Here is a 17716-nt window from a genome sequence, read left to right as displayed (position 1 = left end):
CCACGCTTCGTCGATCGGCCCGCTCGACCCCCGGATATCCTGATCGGATGAACCGCCGTACCCTCGATCAGTCATCGAAGCTCAAGGACGTCCTCTACGAGATCCGTGGCAGCGCCCTGGCCGAGGCCGACCGACTCGAGGCCGACGGGCACCGGGTGCTCAAGCTGAACACCGGCAACCCCGCGATCTTCGGGTTCGAGGCGCCCTTCCAGATCGTGCGAGACATGATCGAGTCGGTGCCCAACGCGCACGGATACAGCGACAGTCGCGGCATCCTGTCCGCGAGGCGCGCCGTCGTGTCGCGCTATGAGGAGGTTCCGGGGTTCCCTCACGTCGACCCCGATGACGTCTACCTCGGCAACGGCGTTTCCGAGTTGATCACGATGACGATGCAGGCGCTGCTCGATGAGGGCGACGAAGTGCTCATCCCCGCGCCGGACTATCCACTGTGGACGGCGATGACGAGCCTCGGGGGAGGTAAGCCCGTTCACTACCTGTGCGATGCGAGCCAGGGCTGGGAGCCCGACCTCGAGGACATCCGCTCGAAGGTGACTCCGCAGACGAAGGCCATCGTCGTCATCAACCCGAACAACCCCACCGGTGCTGTGTACAGCCGGGAGGTGCTCGAGGGCATCGTCCAGATCGCGCGCGAGCACTCGCTGCTGCTGCTCTCGGATGAGATCTACGACCGGATCCTCTACGACGAGGCGAGCCACATCCCGCTGGCGACGCTCGCTCCCGATCTGCTCTGCCTGACCTTCAATGGGCTCTCCAAGACGTACCGCGTGGCCGGATACCGGTCGGGCTGGCTCGTCATCACCGGCCCGAAGGCGCACGCGAAGGGCTTCCTCGAAGGCATCCAGTTGCTCGCCTCGACGCGTCTGTGCCCGAACGTGCCGGCACAGTTCGCGGTGCAGGCGGCGCTGTCGGGTGTGCAGTCGATCGAGGCGCTCATCGCACCGACGGGGAGGTTGCACGAGCAGCGGGATGCCGCGTGGCAGGGCCTGGAGAGCATTCCGGGCGTCACGTGCCACAAGCCCGAGGGAGCGCTGTACGCCTTCCCCCGCCTTGACCCCGAGGTGTATGACATCCACGACGACGGCAAGCTCGTCTACGACTTCCTCGTCGCGGAGCATGTGCTGCTCGTGCAGGGCACCGGCTTCAACTGGCCGGACCCCGATCACCTGCGCATCGTCACGCTGCCCGAGGCGCGGGTCCTGACCGAGGCGATCGAGCGGCTGGGCAACTTCCTCTCGTCCTACAAGCAGTGATGCGGGGAGGGCACGCGGGCGCCGATCACAGCAGGGCGAGCGACGTCGCACGCCACCGGCCGTCGAGCCCCTCGAGTCGGAGTGCGACGGCGCGCGTCCGGTGCGGGGTGGTGACGACCACCGTGCCCTCGACGACCCCGTCCGCCGGCTCGCACGTCCGCACCGAGACGATCGAGTAGACCGGCCGCGCCGGCGTCACCTGCCGTGCGCTGCGCGCCCGCGCCGCGAGGTTCGCGCGCGTCACGAGCACGCGGAAGGCGTCCTCGCTCAGCCACCGCGCGAGCTGCTCGACCTCGCGTACTCCGGCGAGCACCTCGAGCACACCCCGGGTCAGGTTGCGTGCCAACGGCTCGGGATCGGGGAGATCCGACGTCGGCGTCGGCTGCGCCGCGAAGAACTCGGCGATGTCGAGCGACGACCCGATACGCGGGTATCGACGCGGCTCGTCGGCGTTCACGGACGTCATCGTGCGCACCTCCCTCCCTCGGCTCTGCCAACGCCGACGAGTACAACACACCGCCGAATCTGGCCGGATGAGAATCCTCCAACCTGTGGACAACTCACCCCGGCCCGCTATGCCGCCGATAGCCTCGTCGCGTGCGATGGCAGCGCTTCTTCGAGGATCTCGAACACCAGCTGGACTCCGAATGGGAGGCCGAGCGGGCGGCGCTCGACACCGAGGCCGAGCGGTTGCGCCTCTCTCGGCTCACGCTGCGTGAACGCGTCGCCGAGCTGGTCGGCACCGAGGTCGCGATCGATGTCGTCGCCGCCGATGCTGTGCGCGGACGTGTGACGGGAGCCGGTGCCGACTGGCTCGGCATCGAGAGCGCCGCCGGGCTGCGCGCCGCAGTCGTGCCGCTCGCGGCAGTGGCCTCGGTCGCCGCTGCGGAATCCGACCTGCTCCGCAGCGCCCGTCCGTCCGGACGCCGCCCGGCGCTCGCGGAACGCATGACACTCGGGTTCGTCCTGCGCGACCTCGCGCGTCGTCGCGTCGGCGTCCGCATCGCGGTTGCGGGGAACGCGACCTGGACGGGCACCATCGACCGCGCCGGCGCGGACCACCTCGATCTCGCGCTCCACGGTGCGGGGGAGCACCGGCGGACGAGCGCCGTCACGGGTCATCGCATGATCGCCTATCCGGCGCTGCAGACCGTGCATCTCGACGGCGGAAACGGGTGAGGGATCAATCGCTTCGGCGCCGCCGACCCCACAGCTCGGGAAAGCTCGCGATCTGCGATTGCTGCCACAGCGCCGCTCTACGAGCATCTTCGACCTGGGCGTCGAGGTAGTCTTCGACGCTCTCCGACTCGATCCGCCACCGAGACGGAGTTCCCACCTTCGCTCCGACCAGCCGGCCCTCGTGGACGAGCGCGATCACCTCGTCGACCTCGATCTGCAGCATCTCTGCGACCTGGGACGGGGTGAGGAAGCGCGCACTGTCGGGCGTGGCGGGCATGCGTCCATTATCGGCACGCTCACGCCGCCGCGTCGTGCCCTTGACACCCCTGTGGAGAACCGAGAACGTCCGCGCGTCGGTTCGCCCACGATGGTGGCATGGTCGTACGCACGTCACTCCGCAGACGCCTCCGCCGCGCCGACGCACGCGTCATCGTCGGCATCGTGCTGGTGCTGATCTCCATCGCCGGCGTGTGGTCGGTCGTGTCGGCTGCCCGCCAGACCTCGACCGTTCTCAGCGCAGCACGCACGATCGTCGTCGGCGAGCCCATCGAGGCGGCCGATCTGCGCGTCGTGGAGGTGGCACTCGGGGCGGCCGACGAGATCTACGCGGCTCCGGGCACGCTCGCGCCCGGAGCCGTCGCCGCCCGGACGATACCCGCGGGCGAGCTGGTGCCGCGCGGCGCTGTGGCGTCGCCCGATCAGCTGGCTGCGACGACGATCGTCGTGCAGACGACGAACGCCGTGCCGGGCTCGGTCTCGGCGGGAACCCGGGTGGAGGTGTGGAGCGCAGCTGAGCGCGAGCGCGGTGTGTTCGCCGACCCCCGCATCCTCGTCGCGGACGCGACGGTGCGAGCCCTGCAGAGCAGTGACGGCCTCGTCGCGCAGCAGCGCTCCGCCGCCGTCGAGTTGGTCGTGCCCCGGGCGGATGTCGGCGCCCTGCTTGCCGCGATCGGCGCGGGAGACGCCCTCTCCGTGATTCCCGCTGCGGGCGGGGACCGCTGATGCGCGTCGTGGTCGCGATCCCGGATGCCGGGCCTTTCGTCGAACGACTGCGTGCCGGCGGCCATACGGAGGTCGCGGTGCTCGCCCCCGACGTGATGGTCGGCGTAGCGCTCGAGGGCTCAGGTGCGACCGAGGCCCTGGCCGAGGCGGATGTCGTGGTGCTCGCTGCATCCCGGGCCTGGCTCACCCGCGAGGTCGTCGAGCTGTGCGATCGCGCGGCGACGCGGATCGTCGCCTGGGCTCGGGATCCTTCCGAGCGCCGGTTCGCGGAGGTCCTCGGTGTCGCGGTCGTCGATGCCGACGTGGATGCCCTGGATGCCGTGACCGCCCTCCCGTCTCCGCGACCGCGCGGCCGATCGCGAGGCCGGGTGATCGTCGTGTGGGGCGCGGCCGGTGCGCCGGGGCGCACGACGCTCGCGATCGAGCTCGCCCGGGAGACGGCTCGGGATGGGCGCCGCGTCGCGCTCGCCGACGCGGACACCCATGCTCCGTCGGTTGCCATCGCACTGGGCATCGCCGATGAGGGGCCAGGGCTCGCGGCGGCCTGCCGACGGGTATCTCGGGGCGAGCTGACCCCGGCCGAGCTGACCCGTATCGCCGAGCCGGCCGGTGCCGTCGAGGTCCTGACGGGGATCAATCGCACGACACGCTGGCCGGAGCTCGCGCTCGACCGCGTCATGCGCGCCCTCGACACCTGTCGTGATTGGGTCGACGATGTGTTCGTCGATGTCTCGGCCTCTCTCGAACGCGACGAAGAGATCGTCAGTGATCTCGATGGCCCGCGACGCAACGGGGCGACGCTCGCGGCGCTCGAATCGGCCGATCTGGTCGTCGCCGTCGCGGCTGCCGACCCCGTCGGACTCTCCCGGTTCCTGCGCACGTATCCCGACCTGCGGGCGACGGTCGGGGCCGTACCGGTGCATGTCGTGGTCAACAAACTGCGCGGCGGGCCACTCGGGATCGATCCACGAGGTCAGATCCGCCGCAGCTTCGAGCGATACGCGGGCATCGAGCGATGCTGGTTCGTTCCCTGGGACCCGCGTGCCGCGGACGCCGCACTCCTCGCGGCGCGCCCCATCGGAGAGGGCAACGGGCGGGGGCCGCTCCCCGCGGCAGTTCGCCGGTTCGTCGGCGAGGCGATCGCCCCGCCGACGCCGTCCACCCCCGCCCAGCTCCGGCGGCAGCGTGTGACGGGGCGGGCGGCGCCAGTGAGGTCGGCCCCCTAGTCTGGAATGGTGTCGACCCTCAGCGATCTCGTCCATGCTCAAGGACTCTCCACCGACGCCGACGTCGAGTGGCTCCACCGCCTCGCGGGCGACGGGCAGCTGTTGGCCGACCTCGCGTTCGCCGACATCGTCATCTGGGTGCCCACGGCCGACGACTCGTTCATCGCCGTGGCGCACACGCGGCCCGGGGGAGCGGCGACGTTGTTCTATCGAGACATCGTCGGCGACCGGGTGCGGCCGCAGTGGCGCACGCAGGTGAAGGATGCCTTCACCCAGGCGCGCATCGTCGATTCCGCGTCGCCCGACTGGTTCGAGGAGACCCCCACGCGCGTGCGCGCGGTCCCCATCGTGCGGGAGCGGGCCGCGGAGGGGCGACCGGCGCACGTCGTCGGAGTGCTCACGCGGCACACGAATCTCGGTGAGGCGCGCACACCGTCGCGCCAGCAGATCACTTTCAACGACTGCGCGGACGACCTGTTCGGGATGGTCGCGTCGTCGGACTTCCCCGACCTCAACGCCCCGACCGCCCCGCGGCGCGGCGCGCCGCGCGCATCGGACGGACTCATCCGGCTCGACGTCGATGGCATGACGACCTTCGCTAGCCCGAACGCGCTGTCGGCCTTCAATCGGCTGGGCTTCGAGGATGAGCTCGAGGGTGAGCCACTCATCGAGGTCGCGACCGCGATCCTCCCCAGCAAGCGCGAGTTCGACGAGTCGCTGCCTATCGTGATGGCCGGGCGTGCCCCGTGGCGGGCCGACATCGAGGCACGCGGGGTGACGGTGTCGCTGCGGACCATTCCGCTGCGCGACCACGGTACGCGCATCGGTGCCATCGTGCTGTGCCGCGACGTCAGCGAGATCCGGCACCAGGAGCAGGAGCTCATCACCAAGGATGCGACGATCCGCGAGATCCACCACCGCGTGAAGAACAACCTGCAGACGGTCGCGTCGCTGCTGCGGATCCAGGCGCGTCGCACGCATTCCGAGGAAGCCCGCGACGCTCTCACCCAGGCGATGCGGCGTGTGTCGGCCATCGCCGTCGTCCACGACACCCTCTCGGAGGGGCTCGCGCAGAACGTCGATTTCGACGAGGTCTTCGCGCGCGTCCTCAAGCTCGTCGCCGAGGTGGCGGCGGCGCCCAACACGCGCGCCCGGACGCGATCGACCGGCCGTTTCGGAACGCTGCCGAGCGAGTACGCCACGCCACTCGCGCTCGCTCTCACCGAGCTCGTGACGAACGCGGTCGAGCACGGTCTCGCCGGCACGGAGGGTGACGTCGAGATCGTCGCCGAGCGTTCGGCGGAGCGCCTCGAGGTCAAGGTCCGCGATTCGGGCAGCGGGTTGCCGGAGGGTCAGGTCGGGCGCGGCCTCGGAACGCAGATCGTCCGGACGCTCATCCAGGGCGAACTCAGCGGGACGATCGACTGGCACACGCTCGTCGGGAGCGGCACCGAGGTGACCATCGACATCCCGCTGCGTTACATCGAGCGCGACGCGGGCTGAGTGCGACGAGCGCGTCCGGCGGTCAGGAGGGCTGCGGCGCGGCTCAGGAGGCGCGACGTGCGCGCGCAGCGCGGCGCTTCAGCGCACGGCGCTCATCCTCGGAGAGGCCTCCCCAGACGCCCGAGTCCTGGCCGGTCTCGAGGGCGTACTGCAGGCAGATCTCCGTGACGGTGCAACGGGCGCAGACCGCCTTCGCCTTCTCGATCTGGTCGACGGCGGGGCCGGTGTTGCCCACGGGGAAGAAGAGTTCGGGGTCGACGGTCAGGCAGGCAGACTTGTCGCGCCAATCCATGTGGTGCTCCTTGGGGTGGTGATTCTGTCGGGCCGGACTCGGGTAGTCCGTTACCCTGGATAAGTGTGCGAGCGGATGCTCGCCCCACTTCGCTGTGGGAGCACACGGCTTGATCTATCGTCCCATAGCCCGGACAGATGAATCAAGGGTGAACTGTGGATTTGCTCGCCGCCGGGCCGTGAATACCGGCATTGCGCGGCCTGGATCGAAGGTCGGATGCCATGGCTTCCTCTGCTGTCGAACGCCTCGCGGGAGCCGTGCTCGCGGCCGAGGCCCTGGCGCTCCTCGCGGTCGTCGGGTGGGAGATCGTCGCTCTCGTGAGCGGCGACACGATCGACGTGCCGAGCTCCGTGGCGCTGATCGTGCTGACGGCGGTCGGGGCGGTGGCGCTCGCCGCATTCGCGGTCTCGGTGTGGCGACGGATCTCCTGGGGCCGCTCGGGAGGCATCGTCGCGCAGCTGCTGATCCTGGCCGTCGCGCTCGGTGCGGCCACGGGCCAGTACGCCGACCCGGGAACGGCGGTGCTCATCGCGGTGCCGGGCATCGTCGGTTTCGTGATGCTCGTGGCCGCTACGCGGCGCGCAGCGCGCGATCGCGGCGAATCCTGACACCGAGTCCTGCCACCGCGAGTCCTGCCACCGCGACGGGCGACGAGAGCGCTTCAGTCCAGACCGAGCAGGGCGCGCACGCGCGCGACGTGGCCGGTGGCCTTGACGTTGTAGAGCGCGTGCTCGATGCGACCGTCCGCGTCGATGACGAAGGTCGATCGGATGACGCCCTCGACGGTCTTGCCGTAGTTCTTCTTCTCGCCCCACGCGCCGTACGCCTCGTGCACGGCGTGGTCGGGATCGCTCAGCAGCGGGTAGGTCAGCTGCTCCTGCTCACGGAAGCGGCGGAGCTTGGCCTCGTCGTCGCGCGAGATCCCGATCACCTCGATCCCTGCGGCGCGCAAGGAGTCGACGCTGTCGCGGAAGTCGCATGCCTCGCGCGTGCACCCGGGGGTCATGGCGGCGGGATAGAAGAAGACGACCGTGCGCCGTCCGCGCAGGTCCGACAGCGAGAGCGTCGAGCCGTCCTGGTCGTCGAGGGTGAATTCGGGGGCGGGATCGCCCGGTTCCAGACGCGTCATGATTCCAGCCTAGAACGCCGCACGGCCGGGTCGACGCCGGCAGAGAACGTGCCGAGCAGGCGCTGCAGCGAGTCGAGACGTGCCGGTCCGCGTTCGCCGAGTCGGCCCGCCGCGACAGCCTCGATGATCGCGCAGTCGGGTGCGTCGGGAAGATGCGTGCATCCACGCGGGCATTCTTCGGCGACGGCGGCGAGGTCGGTGAAAGCGGCGAGGATGTTGGCGGGATCGACGTGCCCGAGTCCGAACGACCGCACGCCGGGCGTGTCGATGACCCAACCGCGGCCCTCAGGTCCGCGGTAGCGCAGCGAGACGGTGGAGCTCGATGTGTGGCGACCGCGTCCGGTGACCTCGTTGACGTGCCCGGTCGCCCGGGCAGCCGTCGGCACCAGCGCGTTCACGAGGGTGGACTTGCCGACACCCGAGTGGCCGACGAACACCGTCGCATGACCCACGAGCTTCGCGCCGAGTTCGTCGACCGGCATCCGTCCGCGTCCGCTCGTGAGGACTTCGAGGCCGTCGACCCCCTCGAAGTGAGCGAGGAACGTCGAGGGGTCGGCGAGGTCGGTCTTGGTGACGACGAGCATCGGATGGATGCCGGCGTCGAGGGCCGCGATGAGGTAGCGGTCGACCAGCCGCGGGCGCGGCTCGGGGTCGGCCGCCGCCACGACGATGACCATCTGGTCGGCGTTCGCCACGACGATCCGTTCGACCTGATCGGTGTCGTCGGCGCTGCGGCGCAGCAGCGTCGTGCGCGGTTCGATGCCGACGATGCGTCCGAGAGTGCCCTCGTCGCCCGACACGTCTCCGACCACGCGTGCTCGGTCACCGCTGACGATCGGCTGCTTCCGCAGCTCCCGAGCCCGCACCGCCAGGGTCGTGTGCTCGTCGTCGCCGTCCTCGTCGATGAGCACCGTGTACCGACCGCGGTCGACACCCACGACGCGCGCCACCTGCGCATCGCTGTGCGCGGGGCGGCGCTTCGTGCGGGGCCGATTCGCTTTGGGGTTCGGACGCATCCGGATGTCGGACTCGTCGTACTCCTCGTCGAGGTCGTCGTCGCCGCCGAGCCAGCTCACCCGTCGACCCGCGCATTGTCTGCGAGCATCTCGGCCCACAGCTCGGGGAACTCCGGCATCGTCTTGGCGGTGGTGCCGATGTCGTCGACCTCGACCCCCGGCACGCGAAGACCGATGATCGCGCCCGCGGTCGCCATGCGGTGGTCGTGGTGGGCTCGCCAGAGCCCGCCACGCAGCGGCGCGGGTGTGATCCGGATGCCGTCCTCGAGCTCCTCCGCCGAACCTCCGAGTGCTCGCAGGTTGCCGACCAGAGCAGCGATCCGGTCGGTCTCATGCCCACGGATGTGGCCGATCCCGTGCAGCGTGCTCGGCGAGTCAGCGAAGGCCGCGAGCGCGAAGAGCGACGGTGTCAGCTCGCTCGCGGCAGAGAGGTCGAGGTCGACTCCGCGGATCTCACCGGTTCCGGTGACGGCGAGGACGCCGCTGCGGCGCGTCACCCGAGCGCCCATCTCCGTCAGGATGTCGACGAGCAGGGCACCGGGCTGAGTCGAGTGCACGGGCCAGTGGGGCACGGTCACACGGCCGCCGGTGAGGACGGCCGCGGCGAGGAACGGGGCCGCGTTGGAGAGGTCGGGCTCGATCGTGAGCTCCTTGCCGCGCAGCGGACCGGCCGGCACGAGCCACTCGCGTTCGTTCGGGCGTTCGACGACGACGCCGCGGTGGCCGAGTGACTCGACCGTCATGTCGATGTGGGGCAGGCTCGGCAGGCGGTGGCCGTCGTGCACGAGTCGGAGGCCCACATCGAAGCGAGGCGCGGCCAGCAGCAGGCCCGAGACGAACTGGCTGGACCCGCTCGCATCGATCGTGACCTCGCCGCCGCGCACGTGCCCATGCCCGTGCACGAGGAACGGCAGGGTCCAACGGCCGCCGTCGTCGATGTCGACACCGAGCTCGCGGAGGCTACGGATCATCTCCGCCATGGGCCGGTGCAGGGCGCTCTCGTGCGCCGTCACGGTGACCTCCCCGCGGGCGAGGCCCGCCAGGGGCGTGACGAAGCGCATCACGGTGCCTGCCTGGCCGCAGTCGACGACGGCGTCGACGGGGCTTTCGCCGAACGGGGTCACGATGAGGTCGGGACCGAACCGTCCGTCGCCGGGGACCGCTTCGATGTGAGCACCGAGCGCGCGCAGCGCATCGATCATGCGCGCGGAGTCGTCGGAATGGAGGGGCGCGATGAGCCGCGAAGGTGTTTCGGCGAGGGCAGACAGCACCAGCTCACGATTGGTGATCGACTTCGATCCGGGGACGGCGACCTCGGCTCGGACAGGGGCATCGGCGACGGGAGCGCGCCACGGCGCGCCGATGTCGGCGGGACGGGGGGAATACGCGGCTGTGCTCATGGGTTTCCACAGTATCGAACGCCCTCGTTCTGTCGAGGTCGTTGGTCCTACCGAGGGAAGGGAGTCCATGATCGCACTCGCCGATCCCACCGTCGTGCCGTGGGACGCCCACGTAGACTGGCCGCTGATGGAAGAGCAAGCGGTCACCGATCCGAGCGTGCAGTTCGAGGAGCAGGCGCTCCCGTTCATGGACCAGCTTTACGCCGCGGCCATGCGGATGACGCGCAATCCCGCCGACGCGGCGGATCTCGTGCAGGAGACGTTCGTCAAGGCGTTCGCCTCGTGGTCGTCGTTCACGCAGGGCACGAACCTCAAAGCGTGGCTGTACCGGATCCTGACGAACACGTACATCAACACCTACCGCAAGAAGCAGCGGGAGCCCTACCAGGGCACCATCGACGACCTCGAGGACTGGCAGCTGGGCGGAGCGGAATCGACCACCGCATCCAGCAGCCGCTCGGCCGAGGCCGAAGCGATCGACCACATGCCGGCATCCGCGGTGAAGGATGCCCTGCAGTCGATCCCCGAGGATTTCCGGCTGGCGGTGTACCTCGCCGACGTCGAGGGATTCGCCTACCAGGAGATCGCCGACATCATGAAAACCCCCATCGGCACGGTCATGAGTCGTCTGCACCGTGGCAGACGACTGCTGCGTGACCTGCTGGCCGACTACGCGAAAGAGCGGGGCATCGCGACGCCCCCCACGAGGAGCAAGAAATGAGTGACTGCGGCTGCGAGAAGGCGCGACGCGATCTGGAAGAGTACCTGCGCAACGAGGTCTGCAAGACCGAGCATTCCGACATCCGCGAGCACCTGGAATCGTGCCCGGCATGTCGTGACGAGGCCCTGGTCTCGCGCACGCTCACCGAGGTGGTGGCCCGCGCCTGCCGGGAGTCTGCTCCCGAGGAGCTCCGCGACCAGGTGCTGGCGCGGCTGCGGCAGGCCCAGGAGGCCGCGCACGCCTGAGTCCGCCCGTGTGGCTCTACCGCTGACCGGCTGAGACGGCACGAGAGCACGGGGCGAAAAGCTGGAAGGGGCAGACGTCCGTCACGTCTGCCCCTTCTGCGCTGTCACCGTCTCAGAGCGTGAGCGCCTGCTCGATGAGCTTCGCCTGCTCGACCGCATGCACCTTCGGTGAGCCGGTGGCCGTCGATGCGGCGGCGGGTCGGGTGATGCCGCGAACGGCGCGTCCGTCGAGCTTGGCGGAGGCCTCGAGCGCGATGAACGGCCACGCACCCTGGTTCTCGGGCTCGTCCTGGACCCAGACGACCTCGGCGTTCGGGTAGCCCGCGAGGACAGCCTTGAGCTCGTCGACCGGCGCGGGATAGAACTGCTCGAGACGCACGAGCGCGATGGCCGGGTTCGGCTTCTTGTCGAGCTCGGACTTCAGATCCCAGTGGATCTTGCCCGAGTGCAACAGCACCCGCTTGACGGCGCTCTTGTCGGTGATCGCGATGTCGTCGATGACGGGCTCGAACTTGCCGTTCTGGAAGTCCTCGACCGGGCTCGTCGCGCCGCGCAGGCGCAGCATCGCCTTCGGGGTGAACACGACGAGCGGACGGCGCGGGCGTGCGTACGCCTGGCGACGGAGCAGGTGGAAGTACGACGCGGGCGTCGACGGGCGAGCGACCGTCATGTTGTCCTGGGCGCACATCTGCAGGTAGCGCTCGATGCGGGCCGACGAGTGGTCCGGCCCCTGGCCCTCGTAGCCGTGGGGGAGCAGCAGGACGACACCCGACTGCTGCGCCCACTTCTGCTCGGCCGACGAGATGAACTCGTCGATGACCGACTGGGCGCCGTTGGCGAAGTCGCCGAACTGCGCCTCCCACAGCACGAGCGAATCGGCACGCTCGACCGAGTATCCGTACTCGAAGGCCATCGCCGCGTACTCGCTCAGCAGCGAGTCGTAGACGTAGAAGCGGCCCTGGTTCTCGGAGAGATTCGCGAGCGGCAGCCACTCCTGGCCATTCGAGCGGTCGTGGAGGACCGCGTGGCGCTGCACGAACGTGCCGCGACGGGCGTCCTGGCCGGCGAGGCGGACGTTCGTGCCCTCCATCAGCAGCGACCCGAAGGCGAAGAGCTCACCCATCGCCCAGTCGATGTTGCCGTTGCGGCTCATGTCGTGGCGCTTGTCGAGCAGCTGCTTGAGCTTGCCGTGCACCGTGAAGCCTTCCGGGGCGTTGACGAACGCGTCGCCGATCTGGCGGATGACGTCTTCGCCGACACCCGTCGTCTCGGGCGCGCCGACGGCCTGATCGACCGGCCCCGACAGACCCACCGGGCCGGAGGCGCCGGTCTCGGCGGCGTGCGTCTCGGCGAACGCGACCTCGAGGCGGTCCTGGAAGTCGCGCTTGGCCTGCTCGTACTCTTCCTCGGTGATGTCGCCGCGTCCGACCAGCGACTCGGTGTAGAGCCGGCGGACCGAGCGCTTCGCCTCGATGAGGTTCGTCATGAGGGGCTGGGTCATCGAGGGGTCATCGCCCTCGTTGTGGCCGCGGCGGCGGTAGCAGACGAGGTCGATGACGACGTCGCGCTTGAACTCCTGGCGGTAGCGGAAGGCGAGCTGCGCGACGTGCACGACGGCCTCGGGGTCGTCGCCGTTGACGTGGAAGATCGGCGCCTGGATGGTCTTGGCGACGTCGGTCGCGTACACCGAGCTGCGGGCGTCGAGCGGGAGCGTGGTGAATCCCACCTGGTTGTTCACCACGACGTGGACGGTGCCGCCCGTGCGGTATCCGCGCAACTGCGACATCTGCAGGGTCTCGACCACGACGCCCTGGCCGGCGAAGGCCGCATCGCCGTGCACGAGGATCGGGAGCCACGAGAACGACGCGATCGGGCCGCGGTCCTGCTTGGCGCGGACGATGCCCTCGAGCACGCCGTCGACGGTCTCGAGGTGCGAGGGGTTGGCCGCGAGGTAGACCGGAAGCTCATCGCCCTCGTCACCGACGAAGGTGCCCTCGGTGCCGAGGTGGTACTTCACGTCGCCCGAGCCGCTCTTCGAGCCGATGGCGACGGAACCCTCGAACTCGCGGAAGACCTGGCCGTACGTCTTGCCGGCGATGTTCGTCAGCACGTTGAGGCGGCCGCGGTGAGCCATGCCGATCGCGGCACCCTCGAGCCCGGTGCGAGCGGCACCCTGGAGGATCTCGTCGAGCAGCGGGATCAGCGACTCGCCGCCCTCGAGGCTGAAGCGCTTCTGACCCACGAACTTCGTCTGCAGGAAGGTCTCGAACGCCTCGGCCTGGTTCAGCTTGCCGAGGATGCGCAGCTGCTCGGCGTGGCCGGGCTTCTGGTACTTCACCTCGACGTTGTCCTGGAACCACTTGCGCTGATCGGGGTCCTGGATGTGCATGTACTCGATGCCGATCGTGCGGCAGTACGAGTCGCGCAGGACGCCGAGGATCTCACGCAGCTTCATGACCCGCTTGCTGCCGAAACCTCCGGTGACGAACTCGCGATCGAGGTCCCAGAACGTCAGGCCGTGCTGCTCGATCTCGAGGTCGGGGTGCGTGCGCTGGCGGTACTCGAGCGGGTCGATGTCGGCCATGAGATGGCCGCGCACCCGGTAGGAGTTGATGAGCTCCTGAACACGGGCGGTCTTGTCGACGCGCTCGGCGAGGTCGACGTTGATGTCGGTCGACCACTGGATGGGCGCGTAGGGGATGCGCAGTGCGGCGAAGATCTCGTCGTAGAAGCCGTTCTTGCCGATCAGCAGCTCGTGCACCGTCTTCAGGAACTCGCCCGAGCCGGCACCCTGGATGACGCGGTGGTCGTACGTGCTCGTCAACGTGATGGTCTTGCCGATGCCGAGGTTGACCAGCGTCTTCTCGCTCGAGCCCTGGAACTCGGCCGGGTAGTCGAGGGCGCCGGCGCCGATGATGCTGCCCTGGCCGCGCATGAGGCGCGGGACGGAGTGCACCGTTCCGATGCCGCCGGGGTTCGTCAGCGAGATCGTCGTGCCCTGGAAGTCCGCTGCCGTCAGCTTGTTCTTGCGAGCGCGGGTGACCAGGTCCTCATAGGCCGAGAGGTACTCGGTGAAACTGAGCGACTCGGCGCGCTTGATGCTCGGCACCATGAGCGCGCGGGTGCCGTCGGGCTTGGGGAGGTCGATCGCGATGCCGAGACCGACGTGCGCGTGCGCGATGACCGAGGGCTTGCCGTCGACCTCGGCGTACGAGACGTTCTGGCTCGGGAAGGCCTTGAGAGCCTGGATGAGCGCCCAGCCGATGAGGTGGGTGAAGCTGATCTTGCCGCCGCGCGTACGCGACATGTGGTTGTTGATGACGATGCGGTTGTCGATCATCAGCTTCGCGGGGATCGTGCGCACGCTCGTCGCGGTGGGCACCGTGAGCGAGTCGTCCATGTTCGCCGCGAGGGTCTTGGGCATCCCGCGAAGCGGGGTCACGACGTCTTCACGTTGCTCGACCTCGGCGGCGGGCGTCGTCGGGGCCTGCGCGGGCACGGGCTGAGCGGCCGCGGGCCGCGCCGTCGTGCGGGCGACCGGCTGCGAGCCGACAGTAGGCACGGGCGCCGTCACCGGGTGGGATGTCGTGGCGGGCTGAGCGGCCGCGGGCTGCGACGGAGCGGATGCGGCGGGCTTCGCGCTGGCGCCGCTCACGTGAGCGGCGTAGGCCTCGAGCGTCGGCCACCACTCCTTGTCCACCGAGTTCTTGTCTTCGCGGAACTGTTCGTACAGTTCCGCGACGAGCCATTCGTTCGCCCCGAACTCGCCGTCGTTCGAGGTTCCGATTCCGGTCGCCTGGCTGGACACGGCAGATCGCCTGCTTTCATCGGTGAAGATCAGTTCTCACGGCGGTGGTCCGCCGCCGCGCACAGTCTCCTAGGGTAGCCCAGATCAACGGACCGGATGCCGCCACAGCATCCGTGGTATCGCATCGTGATCGAGGCGCTCCGGCCGCCTGTCGGGTCGGCGGCGTAGCGTATGGGCCATGCGTTTCTCCGGTGCAGATCCCACGGTCGACTTGACGTACTCCGATGTCTTCCTCGTGCCGCGCCGATCGGCCATCACGAGCCGGCTCGACGTCGATCTCGCCCCCGGCGACGGCACCGCTGCCACACTGCCGATCGTCTCGGCCAACATGAACTCCGTCACCGGTCCGCGCCTCGCCGCCACCCTGGCGCGGCGCGGCGGTCTGGGCGTCCTGCCGCAGGACATGCCTCTCCAGGATCTCGACGCCGCCATCCGATGGGTCAAGGACCAGCCGGTCGCGTGGGACACCCCGATCGTGCTCTCACCGGATGCCACGGTGGCCGAGGCATCCCGCATCCTCCCCGCGCTCGACGGGCACGGCATCGTCGTCGCCGACCCGGCGGCACCGACGCGGCGCATCGAGGACATCGCCGGAATCGTCCCCGCCGCCCGCCTCGCGACCGCGTTGCCCGACGCGCGTCTGGGCGACCTCGTCCGAGACCGAGCGACCGCGATCGACGCCGACGATGTGGCCGATCCTCGGGCCGCCTTCGACCTCATCGACGCGGCCGACGTGCCGGTCGTCGCGATGCTCCACCAGGGGGTGCTCGTCGGCACCCTCTCGCGCCGCAGCGCGCTGCGCACCGCGATCTACCGCCCCGCCGTCGACGGCGACGGCCGGCTCATCGTCGCGGCCGCGATCGGGATCAACGGTGACGCGGCGGCCAAGGCGCAGGCGCTCGCCGCCGCGGGCGTCGACGTGCTCGTCGTCGACACCGCCCACGGGCACCAGGAGGGCATGCTCCGCGCACTGCACGAGGTCGCCGCGCTCGATCTCGGTCTGCCGATCGTCGCGGGCAACGTCGTCACGGCCGAGGGCGTGACCGACCTCGTCGATGCGGGAGCCACGATCCTCAAGGTCGGCGTCGGCCCCGGCGCGATGTGCACGACCCGCATGATGACAGCCGTCGGGCGCCCGCAGTTCTCCGCGGTGCTCGAGACCGCGCAGGCCGCGGCGGAACGCGGCGCGCACGTATGGGCTGACGGTGGAGTCCGCTACCCCCGGGATGTCGCCCTCGCGCTGGCCGCGGGCGCGGCATCCGTCATGATCGGCTCGTGGTTCGCCGGCACGATCGAGTCGCCCGGCGAGGTCCAGCTCGACGACGAGGGACGTGCGTTCAAGGAGTCGTGGGGAATGGCCTCGACGAAGGCCGTCGTCGGCCGGTTCGGGCGTCTCGATGCCTATGAACGAGCGCGCAAGGAGCTGTTCGCCGAGGGCATCTCGTCGTCGCGCATCTACCTCGACCCGCTGCGTCCGGGCGTCGAGGATCTGCTCGACATGATCACCTCGGGCGTGCGTTCGTCGTTCACCTACGCGGGCGCGGCCACGGTCGCGGAGTTCCACGACCGCGCGACAGTGGGTCTGCAGTCGGCGGCCGGCTACGAAGAGGGCAAGGCGCTTCCCGTCAGCTGGTAGCTCAGCGCGCCGTGCTTCGCTCGCAGTTCGCGGGATGGGGCGCGCTTCGTACTGCGGCCGACGACCGAAAGTGCGCCCGATGACTGCGCCGCTCTCGGCTCACCGCCCGGGGCGCGGGCGGGCCGAGGGGAGGCCGTCGGCCCGCAGGATGTCGTACAGCAGCCGGGGGCTCCGCAGGTGCGGGGTGCGCCATCGTGAGAGCGCGCGAACCTGACGCCGTAGTGCGTCGCCCCGATCCTTCTCGGCGATGAGCACCTGCTCGGGTGTGCGTCCCTGCCGCATCGCCGGGTCGAGGTACTTGCCGGTGCCGTCGAACTCGCCGATGTGGTCGTGATCGGGCCACCAGAAGTCGGCGAACGCGTCGCGGCCGTCCGGCAGGGTGAAGCGCTGTTGCAGCGTCGGTGCGGGGAAGCCGAGCCGGTCGATCAGGACTCTGCTCTGGGATTCGCGGACGCTGTCGGAGAAGCCGGTGGCGAACGCGGTCACGGCGGCGACTCGGGCGTGGGCGCGGCCGGTGTAGCGGGATGCCGCTTCTTCGAGCTCCTGCCGCGTGCACAGTGCGCCGCCGGAACGTCGGTGCCACAGGGCCTGGTCGGCGGCGACGACCCCGCTGACCGCGGGCAGGAGCGACACAAGGTCGACGGCCGTACGCGCGGGCACGGTGAGGAGATGCGCGCCCCAGGGCATCACCTCGTCGGCATCCAGCGGCCGGTGATGGCGGCGGATGGCGCCCGATGAGCCCGCGGACGTGGCCGTGGTGACGTCGATCGTTCGCGGCCACGAGCCGAGCAGATCGATGCCGAGCACGGCGGCGGCCGCGTGATGCGAGAAGACGGTGCCCGGGCGTAGGCGGGCCGCAGCCTCCCACACGCGCTGCGCGTGCGCGTCGCGCGGATTCAGCGCCGCCCAGGCCTCGGACGCGGCGTACGACCCGCGCGCGATCGGAGTCGCAGCCCCGGTTCTGCGCGCCCGATCGAGGAGCCGCGCGGTGGTCTCGTCGGCCTCGCGCCGCCGGACGACGACGTCCAGCGGCGGTCGGGTCATCCAGTTCATGCCGGAAGCCTGCCCGAGCGCGGGGCTCACCGGGCCCGCGGCATCCGTCACCGCGGAATCCGCCGTCCCACACGCTCCGGGGGAGGAATCGACGTGGCCCGCACTTCGCGGGATGGAGCGCAGTTCGACCTGCGCTCGACGCGCGAAGGTGCGCCCGACCCCAGGGCAACGCAAGCGAACCGGATGCCGCCCTCCGGGCCGCCCTCGACAGGCGTAAGATCGGGCGCACGATGGA

General features: G+C 69.9%; 17 protein-coding genes. 9 read left to right on the top strand and 8 right to left on the bottom strand.

Annotation, left to right across the window (positions count from 1 at the left end; translation table 11 throughout):
* Positions 1 to 47: 47 nt before the first annotated feature.
* On the top strand, positions 48 to 1271 hold the full coding sequence (locus ACU6RU_RS10805) for a pyridoxal phosphate-dependent aminotransferase (RefSeq protein ID WP_120264735.1): 1224 nt from the start codon (positions 48 to 50) through the stop codon (positions 1269 to 1271).
* 25 nt (positions 1272 to 1296) lie between these two features.
* On the opposite strand, the gene ACU6RU_RS10800 is transcribed toward ACU6RU_RS10805, so the two are convergent.
* On the bottom strand, positions 1297 to 1737 hold the full coding sequence (locus tag ACU6RU_RS10800; RefSeq protein WP_120264736.1) for an Rv3235 family protein: 441 nt from the start codon (positions 1735 to 1737) through the stop codon (positions 1297 to 1299).
* Positions 1738 to 1868: 131 nt separating this feature from the next.
* Here ACU6RU_RS10800 and ACU6RU_RS10795 point away from each other — a divergent pair, with 131 nt between their 5' ends.
* Positions 1869 to 2450 (top strand): hypothetical protein, encoded by a 582-nt coding sequence (locus ACU6RU_RS10795; RefSeq protein ID WP_446726526.1) that lies wholly within the window; start codon positions 1869 to 1871, stop codon positions 2448 to 2450.
* Positions 2451 to 2454: 4 nt separating this feature from the next.
* Here ACU6RU_RS10795 and ACU6RU_RS10790 read toward each other — a convergent pair whose 3' ends face one another.
* A complete protein-coding gene (locus ACU6RU_RS10790) occupies positions 2455 to 2727 on the bottom strand; it encodes a helix-turn-helix domain-containing protein (RefSeq protein ID WP_446726525.1) in 273 nt (90 codons plus the stop codon).
* Positions 2728 to 2825: 98 nt separating this feature from the next.
* Between ACU6RU_RS10790 and ACU6RU_RS10785 the strand changes: the two genes are divergently transcribed.
* From ACU6RU_RS10785 to ACU6RU_RS10775, 3 genes are read left to right on the top strand one after another with little or no spacing between them, the layout of a single operon-like run.
* Positions 2826 to 3452, top strand: a complete 627-nt coding sequence (locus ACU6RU_RS10785; protein WP_289329997.1) for an SAF domain-containing protein — start codon at positions 2826 to 2828, stop codon at positions 3450 to 3452.
* Positions 3452 to 4678 carry a nucleotide-binding protein gene (locus ACU6RU_RS10780; protein ID WP_446726524.1) on the top strand — a complete coding sequence of 409 codons (1227 nt, stop codon included), beginning with the start codon at positions 3452 to 3454 and terminating at the stop codon, positions 4676 to 4678. The genes ACU6RU_RS10785 and ACU6RU_RS10780 overlap by 1 nt, the downstream gene beginning before the upstream one ends.
* Positions 4679 to 4687: 9 nt before the next feature.
* Positions 4688 to 6181 (top strand): sensor histidine kinase, encoded by a 1494-nt coding sequence (locus ACU6RU_RS10775; RefSeq protein WP_120265160.1) that lies wholly within the window; start codon positions 4688 to 4690, stop codon positions 6179 to 6181.
* A 43-nt stretch (positions 6182 to 6224) separates the two neighbouring features.
* Here ACU6RU_RS10775 and ACU6RU_RS10770 read toward each other — a convergent pair whose 3' ends face one another.
* On the bottom strand, positions 6225 to 6473 hold the full coding sequence (locus tag ACU6RU_RS10770; protein ID WP_023955350.1) for a WhiB family transcriptional regulator: 249 nt from the start codon (positions 6471 to 6473) through the stop codon (positions 6225 to 6227).
* A 221-nt stretch (positions 6474 to 6694) separates the two neighbouring features.
* Between ACU6RU_RS10770 and ACU6RU_RS10765 the strand changes: the two genes are divergently transcribed.
* Positions 6695 to 7081 carry a histidine kinase gene (locus tag ACU6RU_RS10765; RefSeq protein WP_120264741.1) on the top strand — a complete coding sequence of 129 codons (387 nt, stop codon included), beginning with the start codon at positions 6695 to 6697 and terminating at the stop codon, positions 7079 to 7081.
* A 53-nt stretch (positions 7082 to 7134) separates the two neighbouring features.
* Here ACU6RU_RS10765 and bcp read toward each other — a convergent pair whose 3' ends face one another.
* From bcp to aroA, 3 genes are read right to left on the bottom strand one after another with little or no spacing between them, the layout of a single operon-like run.
* Positions 7135 to 7602, bottom strand: coding sequence for a thioredoxin-dependent thiol peroxidase (gene bcp / locus ACU6RU_RS10760; RefSeq protein WP_120264742.1), 468 nt, complete (start codon positions 7600 to 7602; stop codon positions 7135 to 7137).
* A complete protein-coding gene (gene rsgA / locus ACU6RU_RS10755) occupies positions 7599 to 8678 on the bottom strand; it encodes a ribosome small subunit-dependent GTPase A (protein WP_120264743.1) in 1080 nt (359 codons plus the stop codon). The genes bcp and rsgA overlap by 4 nt, the downstream gene beginning before the upstream one ends.
* The gene (gene aroA / locus ACU6RU_RS10750) at positions 8675 to 10018 is read right to left on the bottom strand and encodes a 3-phosphoshikimate 1-carboxyvinyltransferase (RefSeq protein ID WP_120264744.1); all 1344 of its coding nucleotides are present in this window, start codon (positions 10016 to 10018) and stop codon (positions 8675 to 8677) included. The genes rsgA and aroA overlap by 4 nt, the downstream gene beginning before the upstream one ends.
* 67 nt (positions 10019 to 10085) lie before the next feature.
* Between aroA and ACU6RU_RS10745 the strand changes: the two genes are divergently transcribed.
* Both ACU6RU_RS10745 and ACU6RU_RS10740 read left to right on the top strand, forming a co-directional pair.
* A complete protein-coding gene (locus tag ACU6RU_RS10745; protein ID WP_120264745.1) occupies positions 10086 to 10739 on the top strand; it encodes a sigma-70 family RNA polymerase sigma factor in 654 nt (217 codons plus the stop codon).
* Positions 10736 to 10984, top strand: coding sequence for a zf-HC2 domain-containing protein (locus ACU6RU_RS10740; protein WP_120264746.1), 249 nt, complete (start codon positions 10736 to 10738; stop codon positions 10982 to 10984). The genes ACU6RU_RS10745 and ACU6RU_RS10740 overlap by 4 nt, the downstream gene beginning before the upstream one ends.
* A 112-nt stretch (positions 10985 to 11096) precedes the next feature.
* On the opposite strand, the gene ACU6RU_RS10735 is transcribed toward ACU6RU_RS10740, so the two are convergent.
* On the bottom strand, positions 11097 to 14792 hold the full coding sequence (locus ACU6RU_RS10735) for a multifunctional oxoglutarate decarboxylase/oxoglutarate dehydrogenase thiamine pyrophosphate-binding subunit/dihydrolipoyllysine-residue succinyltransferase subunit (RefSeq protein WP_446726523.1): 3696 nt from the start codon (positions 14790 to 14792) through the stop codon (positions 11097 to 11099).
* A gap of 178 nt (positions 14793 to 14970) precedes the next feature.
* Here ACU6RU_RS10735 and guaB1 point away from each other — a divergent pair, with 178 nt between their 5' ends.
* Positions 14971 to 16428: a GMP reductase gene (guaB1, locus tag ACU6RU_RS10730; RefSeq protein WP_446726522.1), complete on the top strand. Its 1458-nt coding sequence runs from the start codon at positions 14971 to 14973 to the stop codon at positions 16426 to 16428.
* Positions 16429 to 16527: 99 nt separating this feature from the next.
* Here the strand turns inward: guaB1 and ACU6RU_RS10725 are convergent, their stop codons facing one another.
* On the bottom strand, positions 16528 to 17532 hold the full coding sequence (locus tag ACU6RU_RS10725) for a hypothetical protein (protein WP_120264748.1): 1005 nt from the start codon (positions 17530 to 17532) through the stop codon (positions 16528 to 16530).
* Positions 17533 to 17716 lie beyond the last annotated feature (184 nt).

The organism is Microbacterium sp. F1-18 (assembly GCF_052921305.1).
Note: the sequence above shows the minus strand (reverse complement) of the source record. Positions and strands in the feature narration are given on the sequence as shown.

Excerpts from the sequence above, each read along its gene's own strand:
- ACU6RU_RS10790 (WP_446726525.1), bottom strand. The coding sequence starts at position 2,727 with ATGCCCGCCACGCCCGACAGTGCGCGCTTCCTCACCCCGTCCCAGGTC.
- ACU6RU_RS10805 (WP_120264735.1), top strand. The coding sequence starts at position 48 with ATGAACCGCCGTACCCTCGATCAGTCATCGAAGCTCAAGGACGTCCTC.
- ACU6RU_RS10785 (WP_289329997.1), top strand. The coding sequence starts at position 2,826 with ATGGTCGTACGCACGTCACTCCGCAGACGCCTCCGCCGCGCCGACGCA.
- ACU6RU_RS10780 (WP_446726524.1), top strand. The coding sequence starts at position 3,452 with ATGCGCGTCGTGGTCGCGATCCCGGATGCCGGGCCTTTCGTCGAACGA.
- ACU6RU_RS10770 (WP_023955350.1), bottom strand. The coding sequence starts at position 6,473 with ATGGATTGGCGCGACAAGTCTGCCTGCCTGACCGTCGACCCCGAACTC.
- bcp (WP_120264742.1), bottom strand. The coding sequence starts at position 7,602 with ATGACGCGTCTGGAACCGGGCGATCCCGCCCCCGAATTCACCCTCGAC.
- ACU6RU_RS10800 (WP_120264736.1), bottom strand. The coding sequence starts at position 1,737 with ATGACGTCCGTGAACGCCGACGAGCCGCGTCGATACCCGCGTATCGGG.
- ACU6RU_RS10745 (WP_120264745.1), top strand. The coding sequence starts at position 10,086 with ATGATCGCACTCGCCGATCCCACCGTCGTGCCGTGGGACGCCCACGTA.
- guaB1 (WP_446726522.1), top strand. The coding sequence starts at position 14,971 with ATGCGTTTCTCCGGTGCAGATCCCACGGTCGACTTGACGTACTCCGAT.
- aroA (WP_120264744.1), bottom strand. The coding sequence starts at position 10,018 with ATGAGCACAGCCGCGTATTCCCCCCGTCCCGCCGACATCGGCGCGCCG.
- ACU6RU_RS10740 (WP_120264746.1), top strand. The coding sequence starts at position 10,736 with ATGAGTGACTGCGGCTGCGAGAAGGCGCGACGCGATCTGGAAGAGTAC.
- ACU6RU_RS10765 (WP_120264741.1), top strand. The coding sequence starts at position 6,695 with ATGGCTTCCTCTGCTGTCGAACGCCTCGCGGGAGCCGTGCTCGCGGCC.